Source organism: Chryseobacterium sp. (assembly GCF_019236175.1).
Taxonomy (GTDB): Bacteria; Bacteroidota; Bacteroidia; order Flavobacteriales; family Weeksellaceae; genus Chryseobacterium.
On record NZ_JAFAJM010000002.1, the window covers coordinates 15,123 to 28,815 of the forward strand.

A 13,693-nucleotide genomic window follows, 5' to 3' on the forward strand; every position below is an offset into this window, starting at 1 on the left:
ATAATAATTTTTTTACATTCTTTATTTTTTTCCTCCTGTGCATTTGCGTAAATTTATTCTCTGTATAACAAATTCATATTAATACCAATACAATGGAGAGATATAATTACGGGATGATTGGCCTTGGAGTAATGGGGCGAAATCTTCTTTATAATATTGCAGATAACGGTTTTTCAATTGCAGGATTTGATCTTGACGAAGAAAAAGTAAAAGAATTAGAGGAAGGTGCCACTTCGGAAATGAAGGTGAAAGGCAAAGTTTCTTTGGAAGATTTTGTATCAGTATTGGAATCGCCCAGAAAAATTATTCTTATGGTTCCTGCCGGAAAACCTGTAGATGCTGTTCTGGAAAATATTACCCCGCTTTTGAATAAAGGTGATATCGTTATTGATGCCGGTAATTCCTATTTTGAAGATACCAACAGACGTGTGACTGCTTTAGCCTCAAAAGGACTTCATTTTATGGGGATGGGTGTTTCCGGAGGAGAAAAAGGAGCAAGAACAGGACCGAGTATTATGCCGGGAGGAGATCTTGACGCTTTCCACCTGCTTAAGCCAATGCTTGAATCTATTGCTGCAAAAGTTGAGGGCGAAGCATGTACTGCCTATATGGGAAAAGGCTCTGCAGGAAACTACGTGAAAATGGTTCACAACGGAATTGAATATGCTATCATGCAGTTGATCAGCGAAGCTTATGATATACTGAAAAGAGGAGCAAATCTTACTAATGATCAGTTGTATGACGTTTTCAAGGAGTGGAATGACGGCGAGATGAATTCTTTCCTGATTGAGATTACAAGAGATATTTTCAGACAGAAAGATACCCTGACAGACCATTACCTTGTAGATCAGATTTTGGATAAAGCCGGAGCGAAAGGAACCGGAAAATGGACTTCTGAACAGGCAATGGAAATCGGAGTTTCTATTCCGACCATTGATATCGCAGTGACATCAAGAATTTTATCTGCCTATAAAGAAGAGAGAATAAAAGCTTCTCAGCTGTATGGTGAAAAAGAAATTACAAGTCCGGAAGACATCAAACTATTCATTCAGGAAGTGGGAGACGCTCTTTTCCTGGCTACACTCATCAGCTATGCACAAGGGCTGGCTTTACTGGTAAAAGCATCTGAGGAGTACGATTTCCGGATTCCCCTGAAGGATGTTGTAAAAATCTGGAGAGGAGGTTGTATTATCCGTTCAGTATTGTTAGAAAAGTTCTATCAGGCTTATACTAAAAATCCTAATCTTTCTAATATTTTACTGGATAAGGATATCGCAATTCTTGTTAAATCAAAGATTAAATCATTAAGAAAAACTGCCGGATATGCTGTGTCAAACGGGATTTCCAGTTTAGGAATTCAAACGGCTTTAGGATATTTTGACGCTTATACGACAGCGTCTTTACCCGTTAATTTAATTCAGGCCCAGCGTGATTATTTTGGGGCACATACCTATCAGAGAATCGATAGAGAAGGAGTCTTCCATACTTCATGGAATAATGAAAACAACTAAAATTCGGAAAAAATGAATCAAAATAAAATCTTGCAGCCAACGACTATTATTATTTTTGGGGCTACAGGAGACCTTGCCAAAAGAAAACTTTTTCCGGCATTTTACAACTTATATATAGACGGGAGAATGCCTAAAGGCTTTAATATTATCGCATTGGGCAGAGCTGATAATACCGATGAGAATTTTAGAAGTTATATCAGGGAAAATCTGGAGAATTTTTCAAGAAAAAAAATAACGGCTGAGGACTGGGCAGGTTTTCAGGCTCATATTACTTATTTCCAGCATCAGTTGGACCAGGAAAATTCCTATACCGGTTTGCGTCAGAAATTAGAGAGTCTTGACAATATTTACGGAATGAGAGCCAACAGATTGTTTTATCTGTCAATCGGACCGAATTTTATCTCTACAATTTCCAATCATATCAAAAATACAGCACTGGCTTCTGATCCGAAAAAAGACCGTATTATTATAGAAAAACCCTTTGGACATAATAAACAGTCTGCGATTGAACTTAACAGCCTTCTTTCAGAGACCTTTGAAGAAGAACAGATTTATCGTATAGACCATTACCTGGGAAAAGAAACTGTACAGAATATACTGGCCTTCAGATTCGGAAATTCTATTTTTGAACCGCTGTGGGATCATAAATATATAGAATCTGTACAGATTACCGTTGCAGAAGAGGTAGGTGTGGAGACGAGAGGTGCTTTCTACGAACAGACAGGAGCACTGAGAGATATGATTCAAAATCACCTGTTGCAGATTTTATGTATGGTTGCCATGGAACCGCCGGCTTCTTTAAAATCAGGTGAAATCAGAGATCGTAAAGTAGATGTCCTTAAATCCATTCGCAGAATTACATCCGATCAGGTGGATCATTACGCAGTCAGAGGACAATATGGAAAAAGTACCATCAATGGGGCAGATATAAAAGGATATCGTCAGGAAGAAGGAATTGCTCCGGATTCCAATACAGAAACTTTTGCAGCGATCAAATTCTATCTGGATAATGAAAGATGGCAGGATGTACCGTTTTATGTTCGTACCGGAAAAAAAATGAAAGAAAAGCATTCCTATATTACCATTCAGTTTAAACCCCTTCCTCATTCCACTTTTTCAGGAAGCCCGCATCTTTTATCAGCCAACAGGCTTATTATCAATATTCAGCCGTTAATGGATATCAGATTGCAGTTTATGACTAAAAAACCGGGACTTTCAATGGATTTGCAGCCGGTAGAAATGGTTTTTGATAATTTTGCCTGTCAGGAAGATACACCGGAAGCCTATGAAACTTTATTATTGGATGCTCTTCTGGGAGATCTTACTTTATTCATGCGCTCTGATCAGGTGGAAGAAGCCTGGGATGTGGTAACCACTATACAGGAAGCCTGGGAGAATAATAAAGATTCTTCATTTCCTAATTATGAAGCAGGAAGTTGGGGACCAAGAGATAGTTTTACATTGGTTGAAAGACAGGGACATAACTGGGTATAAAAATAATATTAAACAGACTAACAATGAATATTACAGTATTTGATAATTTAGAAAAACTGTATAAGGAGGCAGCGGATATTTTTGTGGATCTTTCAAAAAAATCGATTGAAAAAAATAGCCGCTTCGTAGTAGCATTAAGTGGAGGGTCTTCTCCTAAAGCTATTTTTACTCTATTGGCAACTCCCGAATATGCAGGGAAAATAGAATGGAACAAAGTCTTCTTTTTTTGGGTTGACGAACGATGGGTTCCACTGGATGATGAGAAGAGCAATGCCCGTATGACCTTCGAGACGTTACTTGGTAAAGTGGCGGTCAACAAAGATCAGGTTTTTCCAATGTATCAAGAGGGAGTACTTCCGGAAGACTATGCGAAGGAATACGAACAACAGATCAGAAATGTTCTGGGGAATGATGGTGTTTTTGATTTTATTCTTTTAGGAATGGGAGATGACGGCCATACCGCCTCTTTATTTCCGGGAGAAGAAGTACTGAATGAGAAAGAAAAATGGGTTTCTGCTTATTATCTTAAGCCTCAGGAAATGTTTAGAATTACTTTAACGGCACCATTGATCAATAAGGCTGAAAATATATTGGTTGTCGCATTTGGAGAATCTAAAAGACATGCGCTGAATGAGGTACTTAACGGGGAATACAATCCTGCGTTGTACCCATTGCAGCTTATTGAAAAAAAAGAAGGATTCAGGTTTTTTACAGATGAAAAAGCCAGAGGATAGTATGCCGTCTTTTTAAAAAGTAAACATGATCTGCTAAAAATTATATAAGCCTGTCTCAGCATTGAAGCAGGCTTTTGTTATTTAAGAACATGAATAGAGTATTAAAACATTCATATGTGATGGCCAAAAATAAAGGATTATACATGGGATCATTTGAGATTCAAAAACGGGAGGACTGTTGTTTACAGCACGCGGATAGTAAAAAGCTTACAGTATGGCTTCTGAAAAACGGATAATATATTATTTATAAAAATAAATTATGTCAACATATGTATAGGTTTTAAAAAATGATCGGCGGTAGATTTGCTTTCATAATTCAATACCAAAAATAATGAAACGTATATTATCTGCAATTCCGGTACTATGTATAGGATTTCTGGCTTTTTCACAAAATATTCCTAATCATAAAACAATTAAAAAAAATATAATGAGCACTATCAGTCATAAAAACCCAAAAGACCTTTTTGATCCGACACCATTTGCATTCTCTCATTCAACAACAGCTGAAGGAAATGGAAAATATGTATTTATATCCGGACAAAGCGGAGGAGAAGATTTAAAGCATACGCTCTCGGAAGATTTCAGAACCCAGGTTAGGTTTTCTCTGAAAAATTTAGAAACAGTTCTCACTGAATATGGATTAGGAGTTGGAGATGTTCTTAAAGTTACCGTACTCATTGTAGATCATAATCCGGAGAAGCTATCTATATGGACGGAAGAAATGCATAATGCATGGAAAAAGAATCAATTCCCGGCAAGTACTTTAATTCCGGTTCCCAAACTGGCACTGGAGGGAATGCAGATAGAAGTAGATGCTGTTGCTTTTATGAAAAAATAAAAAGGAGTATTCTTTATCCCCGAAAAGATGAATAAAATGAAATCAATAAAAAGGCTTTCAGAATAAACTGAAAGCCTCTATGTATTATCTGACAGGTTGAAAATTAATCTTCCATAGCCTCACCAGCCTTTCTGTAGGTAAAATTTCCATAAATATGTCTTCTGGCAAACCGGCTTGGAGAATCAGCATTTACCATTTTAATATAGGTATTTCTTGGAACCCCAATGTATTCATACATTTTTCCGTTTAAATGCTGGATATTCAAAATCTGCTTTTCAAAATAAAAATCCTGAATATTAGATTTTGAGATCGTTTCGGTATATTCTTCTTTGTATTTTTCCTGGGTTTCCGGGTTGATACTTACCAAAAAGTGGTAAGCTTCAATCACAGCCTTGCTTTTTTCTTCTGCTTCCAGTTTTCCTTCTTCGTTATTAATGAATTTATCAGGATGCGAATCTTTCATCGTATTCCTGTAAATGGTCTTTAACTCTTTTAAAGTCACGTCTTTATCTACTCCAAGAAGCTTTCTGTGCTCACCTATTCTTTTCATATTTTGAATCCTTATTTTCGGGGTGCAAAATTAGGAAAATAAATCTGAAAAAAGGTAAGTTATTCATTATTAATTTATTTGAATGTTCCTTAATATAAGGAATTTAACTTAAAATCAAAAAAACAGCACCATTAGTTTCCTAATAGTGCCGACAACATTCAGTGTTTTTACCCACTTGCTTGTTCGAAATAATTTTTTACTCATCATGTACACATCATCATCATTTTATGCGTTTCACTCCCTCATCATTTTTAGCATTTTGTAAGTTGACAAAGCCATTTAATATGCACGTCATCAGGTTTAAATTCTTTTTCAGCAGCTTGAATAACTGCTTCGATTAAAATTAACCATAAGCTCAGTACAAAAATCCGGCAAATCGTTTCTTCAACTTCGATTGTGTTTTTGATATATTGAATGGTTGATTAGTTTATACAAATATATAAAATAAGACACTAAGTAGTGTCTAAAATTTTGTTTTTTTTCAAAAAAAAGATATTTGCTTTGTTTTTTTATTGATATTCAGAATCTTATTTTTATGTTTTGACATTTTCTGCCGCACATTCAAAAATCAAATTTATAGAACATACAGGTTTTTCCGTAAGCACACACTCCTGTTTATGAGTTCTTTTGCTCCTGATACCAGAAATAATATTCCCAGATAGCGTGAGGATCATTCAGTATAATGGAATTCATAAAAGCTACTTATAACAGTGGTTTTACTGGCTGATCCTGCACGATAAGTGGATTTCAATTTTTCAATGTCAATATGACAGTGAAATTGAAAATGGTTATTAGTTTTTACAAATATATAAAATAAGACACTATGTAGTGTCTAAAATTACGAAAATTTTTATTTTTTTTTAAAATTACTGTTAGATAGGTAGTTATACGTATTCTTTATTCAATGAAGTAAGAGGTCAGAATGAATATCTTGTCTATTTTTCAGGGAGTATTTCTTTACGAGTCAGTTTTGAAACTCCCATATAACGAGCGGACCATTCAGTATTATACAATTTATAAAGCTGCTTATGACAAGGTTACTGACTGATCCTGCACGATAAATGGTAATCAGGTTTTTCTCAGTTTGAAAACTGGCTCCTGAAATTTGAAATGGTTATTAGTTTTTACAAATATATAAAAATAAGACACTTCTTGGTGTCTAAAAATAAAAAAATGTTATTTTTTTTTGAAAATCACTTAAAATGAGAATGTTATATTTTGTAAGGGCAGCGATTTCATTCCAAAATGGTGTTTCGGAATCGGAGAGACCTGTTGATTGGATCAAATATATAAAATAAAACACTGATTAGTGTCTAAAATATTCCTGAATTTTAATTTTTTTTTAATTGCTGAAAGATAAGTGGTTATAATAATACACAATTCTGTAGGTCGTATTTCGATCAGAAGCCCAGATTCAAACGTGCGGATTACCTTTTTAAATTTTTTTTTCCCGGTTTAAAATTCTTTTGCTGAAAGATTATTATGTGTGAGCCTATCTTTTACAATACCCATATAGTGCTGTTTTTATCGGTATATAGAGAAATCTGTCTACTCATATTGACGATGTTTTTTATGAAGCCTGATGATTAAATTTAAACAAATATATAAATTAAGACACTTTAAAGTGTCTAAAATAATAAAAAATTTCATAAACTTGTATATTGAATCTTAGTCATGGAAAGAAAATCAGCAGCAGGGAGTATCCGAAACAAAGAACGCAGTAAAAAGAAATTTTTGGATGCAGTTGGGAAAATTCTGAAAACAAAAGGATACGCAGCATTAAAAATCAATGATATCGCGGCTACTGCCGGGGTAGATAAGAAAATGATCTATACGTATTTTGGCGGAATGGACGGTCTTATGGACGAGTATATCCGCTCACAGGATTTTTGGAGTAATGTAACGGCGGGAGAATCACCCAATTTTGAGGATGGCGGAAAAGAGCTGGGTATACAAACCTTATGTGCTCAATTTGACTATGTATACAATAATAAAGAAGTACAAAAATTACTGTTGTGGCGTTTATCCGAACATCGGAAATCACTGGTAAAGCTTACCGAAGTTCAGGAAGCTAACGGAGAGATGATGTTTAAAGCAATCAGTGATCCTTTCTTTAAAGAAAATGCAGATGTTTTTCGTTCCATAATGGCTATTTTAATTTCAGGGCTTTATTATTTAGGAACATCTCCCACGGCAATGAACGGCAGTATTTTTTGTGGTATTGATATGAGTACTCCCGGCGGACGTGATAAAGTGAAAGAAGCCATATCTTTTTTAATGAATCAAACCTTTGAACATTTGCCGGGTAAAACAGATAAAAAAGAATAATTGTTGCTGGATTTTATATAACATAAAAAAGAGGCAGTAAACTGCCCCTTATTGTATCGTATCGTTATGTACTTTTATTCCTTATGATAAGGACACCCTTCAGGTGGATTTTCCATGCTGTTACCTACCACAACTCCGGGCTGATTAAGCAACTGATCTTCTATCACTTTTCTCTGGTCTTCAGGAATATCTTCCAGTTTACGAAGTGTATTGGTCTGAATGTGCGGCCAGCTTGTAGTACCTCCGTCATTTCCGAAATCAAATTCAAAGAATACAATCTGCTCGTACTGAAGCTGAAGAATTTCTTTTTCATCTTCAATTACGGTCTCAATCCACATTTGCATATCCACCTCAACAGTCGGAACAAAACGATTGACAAACGGAACATTTAAAATTCCTCCCTGTGCACCGGTCTTCATTTTAGATGACATCGTTACATGAACATAGTTGGTGATATGCTGGCCTCTTACTGTATCGCGAAGGCGAAGATCCGGGCGTACAGAATAAGGATATAGATCATTAGCCAGAATTCTCTGGGTGTATATTTTATTTGAACCGGGGTCATTCTCATCCGTCAGTGTCTGATCTACCCATTCCGGTGCAGGCTGATCAAGATCGATGATATTAGCTGCTGTTACTCCGGCGCCACCCATGGTACGTGAAATGCTAAGATGATCAGGGTCCCATGCCGCTTTACCATATGGAAACTCAGGAGACCCTTCAATTAAAAAGCTTCCGTCCTGAGGAGCAATATCACCTAATAAAGTTATCGTACTGCCATGAGGAATGACGCCGCTTCGGGAAATAGAGTAGTCCGGAATAAAATAGGGCCCGTCCAGCCCGTCTCCCGGTTTTAATTCCTGAGCCGCGATGATTTCGTAATAAGGTTGGTCTGGTTTCAGCTCACTTTGAAGAATGTATTTTTTCTCCTGTCCGTCAGGCGATACTCTTACGAGAGGTTCGTCTCTGTAATTTCCGTCATACCCGTATTTTTCATAATCACTGGTAGAAAATGCGTGAATACCGCGGTCTTTTTTTATCGATTCTTTACTTGCTGCATGGTTATAAACATCACTCAGCCATAGATACATTCCGTTTTCTTCGTGGATGGGAGTGTATTTCAGGTCCGGTTTTCCCTCTACAGTATTTACACTTTTAATGGTTTGTTCATATTTAACAGCTCCGCAGAATAATTCGCTTGCTCCTCCTCGGTTACGAACTCCGCCCGGAACCAGAGAAAAGGTTAATTTTTCAATATACTCTTCACAGTCGAAACTGAATTTTCCGGGAATGGTACCCGGATTAGTACCCGGTGAAGGCATAATCGTAGTATGTATTCCGCTTGCTAATGAAGGTCTGGTAACATTTTTATTGTAATTGGCATTATAGCTTACCCAGGTACCTTCCAGAGCTGCTAAAACTCCATAATCAACATTATTTCCTATAGCATCCAGATTTTCTTCTTTAAACGGCCTCATAGGATCATCAATAAGAAGTTTGGAGTATCCATCCATCAACTGGGCTAAAAAGCCTTTGCTTGTATCAATACTTCTGCGGAATAGTTTACCTTCCGCCTGTGGGGTTTCTTTTTTACGTTTAAGCATGATCTAAAGTTTTTATGATTATAAATTCGTGTATTCGAAAGTAGGCCCTGCATTATGCTGAGAATCCAGAGGCTGTTTCATTAAACCTACCGCCTGTTCTTTCAGGGCATACATATACATGATTGATTTTTCCAGCTCTCTATGGTTTCCTTCTACAGCGCTTTGAATAGCATCTAATAAGCGTCTGTATGTTTTATTGAATTCAACACCTTGTGCATACAGTTCTTTATTACCAGCGTAGTCATTTACTTTCGGATTGGGTTTCATAGGGTAGGATGCACTCCAGTCCACAGGAAGAGGTTTACCTGTGGGCGGAGTAATGACAGGCATCATTCCGTCCTGATCTGTGAAAGCTTCATAATTACCACCCATATAGAAATGTTCATGGAAAACTTCTTTAAATCTGAAATAATGAGCCAGTTCAGCCCCTTCTTCAAACTGTGAAGGATCCACGTCATAAATAGAATCATCGGCACCTTCTCCCTGTCCTTTAATCTCCTGGAAAACTTGGATAACACCGGTTAGCGCTTCTACCGGATGTAATTTTCCTCCGCTTCCGTAATATTGCTCAGGGCGGATTTGCTTTTCCGGATTTCCTGTGAAGATTCCACCTGTATTTAATTCCTCAAAATTCTGTGGAAGTACTTTATGTTCCTTGTAATAAGCTGCGATCTGGAAAACAGAGATATAAAAGAATACGACATCATAATATTCACCTATAGTATGCACATTATCCATGATAAAGCCTTTCATATTCTCAAGAGTCCAGAAGTTATTTTCCTCTACGGCAACGCTTTTAGCAACTAATGCCTGCGGAACTTTCATTAAGCCGGGCTTGGGAGCTTTTACCAAAGGATTGGTGGGGCTTTCAATGGCGATAAAAGTAGCGATACTATTCGGAGAAAAAGTTTCCAGCCCTACATAGAAATCAACATTCATCGGAAGCTTCATCGGGTAAGTAGGATAGTTCTGTGGTTTGTTGACAGAAGGCTGAATGTGTATGGCATTTAATACATTACAAACCATAATCAGGTGAAGCATTTCTTCCACAGCAACACTTCTTATAATCTGTGAGGCCAGTGCATTGGTTCCGTCTTTGATAGAATACAAAGCTGTAAGATAAGGGGGAATCGTGGAATGTTCAATAAGAATTGCTGTTTGCAACAGATCCTGTAAAATAGGACGGTAATCTAAATCGATTAAGCCGCTTTTAGACGGATAAAGGTCTGCGCTAAATTCTGCGCTTAAGTACTGGTTAAATGCTTCAATCTGATCGTTTAATAAAAGATTTGTGAAGATTTTGCTGTGGTGTTTAATTCCTCCTGTCCAGTCATCTTTACTGATTGTGGTATCAAATAACAAGGATTGTAATGAGATACTATTTTCTACGGCTGCCGCACTTCTGCCGGTCATGTTTACTCCCTTTACCAGGGTAGATTGAGGTTCTGTTTTATGGATAAGTCTTTGTCTCATGTTTTCAGTTTTTAAATTGTACTTCCAGATCAGTCAGGATAGATTCTACTGAACGGATCGTGAATGCAGATAAGGTTAAAGTAGGGTTTGAAGTTCCCAGAGTTGTCATATTTCCGGCTCCAACAATGTATAAGTTGGGATGATCCCATGATTTACAATAGCTGTTTGTTACAGATTCATCCGGTGATGATCCCATTCTGTGGGTTCCCACAATATGGCCGGCTCCGTTGTAAGAATATCTTACATTGTTGTAAATGAATGTATTATTATCTGTTGCGTTATAGGTAGTAAAATCTTCAACGCCTAATTTTTCAAACATTTGATCTGAGGCTAGTTTAGCCTGTTCCATTGCTTTTTTTTCATACTCTGTAAGCTCATAATGAATAACAGGACGTGGAATTCCCAGGACATCCATGTATTGATTATTAATGGTGACTCTGTTATTAGGATTAGGCAATTGTTCAATTTCAAAATGAAATAAAACCTGTCTTGAAAGCCTGTCAGCCAGGGCTTCTTTTAAGTCGGTTCCGAAAAGACCGTCACTTAAAAATTCTGAAAGGTCAGATCCGGGAGAGAATGTTGGCCAGCTCCATCCCCAGTTGTCGAGGGGTGAAATCCAAGCTGAAAATTCGCTTCTGAAGCTTCCGTCACGGAAGGAGGAAATATTGGTTGTAGAACCTGGGCCTCTGTAAGCATACACCGGTTCAGGAAACAATCCCCAGGTCAGCATGACCATATGATCCATAAGATTTCTTCCTACCTGATCACTGCTGTTGGCAACGGTTTTTTCAACTTTCTGCCTGTTTTGGGTAACCGTATATTTTGAGTTCAGTAATATTTTGGGATTTTCAAAAGCATTGGCTGCCAGAATTACGATAGAGTCTGAAGTATCAATCATCTCTTCAATGAAATCTGTTTTTTCTTTTGAGGTATATCTTCTCAAATGAACTTTTGAAATTTTCTCATGATCCTTTTCATCAACGCTTAGTTTGTAAACAACACTCTGGGCTCTGACTTCAATGTGCGGGTTGCGTTTAAGATTATCATTTTCATTAACTTTATATAAAGCTTTTTTTAGCGTTTTTAAAGCATTGTATTTTGCCTGAACCGGACAGATCGGAACACAGGAAGCATTTCCTTCACAACGTTCTCCCATATAAGGATTCCAAAGAGAGCCAAGAGCTTTGTATTTCTCATCGGCAGTATGATCTAAAACCAGTTTGTATCCCGATATACCGGTTTCAGCTTTAATTATTTTGGTATTACCATACTTAGGATTCGGAATAGAATTTCTTCCCTGAGGAGAAGGAACCAGTAATAACGGAATAGGCTGGAAATTTAATGTGACACTTGTATCCTTAAGGCCTTCTATGATTTTTTCATCCATATAACTCTGGGAGATTTCTTCCATCGGGAATACATAGTCTCCGTAATATTCTTCCCTACTTTCGGAAATAGGATATTCCTGTTTGGAAACATTCCCTGAAACCCCGATTTCAAATTCGGCCATTTCATAATAAGGTTTTAATGTTTCATAGTCTATCGGCCAGTTGATAGGTGTTTTTACCTTAGCATCAGGACTGTTGATTTCAATGCCGTATTTTTCCGTAAGTTTAAAATCATTCGGAAGCATCCTTGGAGTGGTACCCAGCCAGTGAAGGGTGGTTCCCCCTCCGACTCTTATCGCATCACTCGCAAAGGGCATTGGCCCAAACTGAACCAGATAGCCCTTTTTTTCAGGAAAAGGAGGAACAATTTTTCCCATATCCAGAACATTCGGCGAAGGAGCCTGCTTTAAATTAGGATAGGGTGAATTGGGAACTTTAGCTTCCTGCATATAAAAAGTACGCATATACTCATTATAATTGGTCATAGATGATACAGAATCCAGTTCCAGACCAGCCTCCAGACCAGCTTCATACATCAGAACAGAGATCTCGCGGAAGAATTCCAGAAAGAAGAAATCTTTGAAAACGTCAATTCCGATTTGGTTTTTAAGTGTTTCAGGATTAATATTCCTTTCATTTGCCTGAATCTCTATTTCTTTACCGGTTTGATTCTGAGCATTTTCGATTTCTTTTTTATAGGATTTTGGCTGCGGCAGATCTTCAGTTTTTTTAATGTTTTTAAGGCCAATTTCTGCAAGGATTTCCTTAAAGGCGTGAGTGGCTATCGCACGGTGAATAAATTTTTTTTCACGCAATGAATACACGTGGTCCGTAAGAAGTTTCGCGATCAATGAACCTGCAATCCCCGTCCCTACGATGATCACATTCTTTTTGTTGTCTGTTTTTCTCATAAGTTGCTGTTTACAGGTTTAATGGCCCAGGATTTATAACCAGGTTGTTTAGCTCCCGGCGGATGCGAATGCATGACATTCCAGACCAGCCCTTCCTTGTAGGAAAGATCATTGACGTAAGCACCTTCCCAGGTTCCCAGATACCAGAGCGTGATTACTTTTCCCGCAATATCATTTAATCCTGGATCTGCCATGATTTCAGAAGCAATGGAATTTTTCAGTTGATCTGCAGTAAACGAATTTTCGAACACATTTTTAGAAACCGTCAGGAAATCTACAAAAGTAGCAGCCTGTAGATTTTCCAGAATATGCGTGTAATAGGTTTCTGCCAGGCCTGTGGCCTGTAATTCGTTCAGCGGAAAACCGGTGAGTGCCTCCGAGACAGACATGAACACGTCAAAGTAATAATCGTCGATGTTGAGGATTTTGTTACTAATAATCATTTCGTTAAAAATTTGATGGGTTAAAATATCTCTACTCAATAAAGAGCATTTAGTAATAGGGGTGTATTTTTCCTGTCTTTCTTTTGGAATACTGCAGTAGAGCCCATCTCTGTTCCTGAAAAGGTTGATTGTTTTCTAAGCTATCCATTAGTATCAGTTTTTGTTTATTCGAAATTAATCAGATCCTGCCATATACGATTCAGTATTTCTACGTAATTTTTACGACTGTTTAAATATGGATTCCTGTAAAGCCTTTAAACAAGGGGATGTGTGGTGATTTGTTTTCACATTGTTTAGAATTATTTTAAATAATGTGGTAGCACAAAGGCTATGTGTAATAAAAAATATAACATAAAAGTGGAGTTAATTTTAATAAATGCTTTTACAACGATATTTATCATGATATCTTTATTCAAACT

Annotated in this window: 10 protein-coding genes; 5 read left to right on the forward strand and 5 right to left on the reverse strand. The window is 37.2% G+C overall.

Annotated features, from left to right (window positions below; all coding sequences use genetic code 11):
- The first annotated feature begins 92 nt into the window (after positions 1-92).
- The 4 genes from gndA to JO178_RS01180 all read left to right on the forward strand — a co-directional run bounded on the left by gndA (position 93) and on the right by JO178_RS01180 (position 4,577).
- The gene (gndA, locus tag JO178_RS01165) at positions 93-1,511 is read left to right on the forward strand and encodes an NADP-dependent phosphogluconate dehydrogenase (protein WP_291930557.1); all 1,419 of its coding nucleotides are present in this window, start codon (positions 93-95) and stop codon (positions 1,509-1,511) included.
- A 12-nt stretch (positions 1,512-1,523) separates the two neighbouring features.
- Positions 1,524-3,005, forward strand: coding sequence for a glucose-6-phosphate dehydrogenase (zwf, locus tag JO178_RS01170; RefSeq protein WP_291930559.1), 1,482 nt, complete (start codon positions 1,524-1,526; stop codon positions 3,003-3,005).
- A gap of 23 nt (positions 3,006-3,028) precedes the next feature.
- Positions 3,029-3,739, forward strand: coding sequence for a 6-phosphogluconolactonase (gene pgl, locus JO178_RS01175; protein ID WP_291930561.1), 711 nt, complete (start codon positions 3,029-3,031; stop codon positions 3,737-3,739).
- A gap of 331 nt (positions 3,740-4,070) precedes the next feature.
- Positions 4,071-4,577, forward strand: coding sequence for a RidA family protein (locus tag JO178_RS01180; RefSeq protein WP_291930563.1), 507 nt, complete (start codon positions 4,071-4,073; stop codon positions 4,575-4,577).
- A gap of 103 nt (positions 4,578-4,680) precedes the next feature.
- Here the strand turns inward: JO178_RS01180 and JO178_RS01185 are convergent, their stop codons facing one another.
- A complete protein-coding gene (locus tag JO178_RS01185; protein WP_291930565.1) occupies positions 4,681-5,127 on the reverse strand; it encodes a KTSC domain-containing protein in 447 nt (148 codons plus the stop codon).
- A gap of 1,674 nt (positions 5,128-6,801) precedes the next feature.
- Here JO178_RS01185 and JO178_RS01190 point away from each other — a divergent pair.
- Positions 6,802-7,455 carry a TetR/AcrR family transcriptional regulator gene (locus JO178_RS01190; RefSeq protein ID WP_291930567.1) on the forward strand — a complete coding sequence of 218 codons (654 nt, stop codon included), beginning with the start codon at positions 6,802-6,804 and terminating at the stop codon, positions 7,453-7,455.
- Positions 7,456-7,529: 74 nt separating this feature from the next.
- Here the strand turns inward: JO178_RS01190 and JO178_RS01195 are convergent, their stop codons facing one another.
- The 4 genes from JO178_RS01195 to JO178_RS01210 are packed head-to-tail and all read right to left on the reverse strand — an operon-like array spanning position 7,530 to position 13,274.
- Positions 7,530-9,059 (reverse strand): peroxidase, FMP-type, encoded by a 1,530-nt coding sequence (locus JO178_RS01195; RefSeq protein WP_291930569.1) that lies wholly within the window; start codon positions 9,057-9,059, stop codon positions 7,530-7,532.
- An 18-nt stretch (positions 9,060-9,077) separates the two neighbouring features.
- Positions 9,078-10,532, reverse strand: a complete 1,455-nt coding sequence (locus tag JO178_RS01200; RefSeq protein ID WP_291930571.1) for a ferritin-like protein — start codon at positions 10,530-10,532, stop codon at positions 9,078-9,080.
- Positions 10,533-10,536: 4 nt separating this feature from the next.
- Entirely contained in the window at positions 10,537-12,831 is a 2,295-nt protein-coding gene (locus JO178_RS01205) for a GMC family oxidoreductase (RefSeq protein WP_291930573.1), read from the reverse strand.
- Complete coding sequence (locus JO178_RS01210; RefSeq protein WP_291930576.1) at positions 12,828-13,274, reverse strand: sugar dehydrogenase complex small subunit; 447 nt, start codon at positions 13,272-13,274, stop codon at positions 12,828-12,830. The genes JO178_RS01205 and JO178_RS01210 overlap by 4 nt, the downstream gene beginning before the upstream one ends.
- Between the last annotated feature and the right edge of the window lie 419 nt (positions 13,275-13,693).

Bases quoted from the DNA above. Each gene is read 5' to 3' on its own strand.
- pgl (WP_291930561.1), top strand. From the start codon at position 3,029: ATGAATATTACAGTATTTGATAATTTAGAAAAACTGTATAAGGAGGCA.
- gndA (WP_291930557.1), top strand. From the start codon at position 93: ATGGAGAGATATAATTACGGGATGATTGGCCTTGGAGTAATGGGGCGA.
- JO178_RS01200 (WP_291930571.1), bottom strand. From the start codon at position 10,532: ATGAGACAAAGACTTATCCATAAAACAGAACCTCAATCTACCCTGGTA.
- JO178_RS01205 (WP_291930573.1), bottom strand. From the start codon at position 12,831: ATGAGAAAAACAGACAACAAAAAGAATGTGATCATCGTAGGGACGGGG.
- JO178_RS01190 (WP_291930567.1), top strand. From the start codon at position 6,802: ATGGAAAGAAAATCAGCAGCAGGGAGTATCCGAAACAAAGAACGCAGT.
- JO178_RS01185 (WP_291930565.1), bottom strand. From the start codon at position 5,127: ATGAAAAGAATAGGTGAGCACAGAAAGCTTCTTGGAGTAGATAAAGAC.
- JO178_RS01210 (WP_291930576.1), bottom strand. From the start codon at position 13,274: ATGATTATTAGTAACAAAATCCTCAACATCGACGATTATTACTTTGAC.
- zwf (WP_291930559.1), top strand. From the start codon at position 1,524: ATGAATCAAAATAAAATCTTGCAGCCAACGACTATTATTATTTTTGGG.
- JO178_RS01195 (WP_291930569.1), bottom strand. From the start codon at position 9,059: ATGCTTAAACGTAAAAAAGAAACCCCACAGGCGGAAGGTAAACTATTC.
- JO178_RS01180 (WP_291930563.1), top strand. From the start codon at position 4,071: ATGAAACGTATATTATCTGCAATTCCGGTACTATGTATAGGATTTCTG.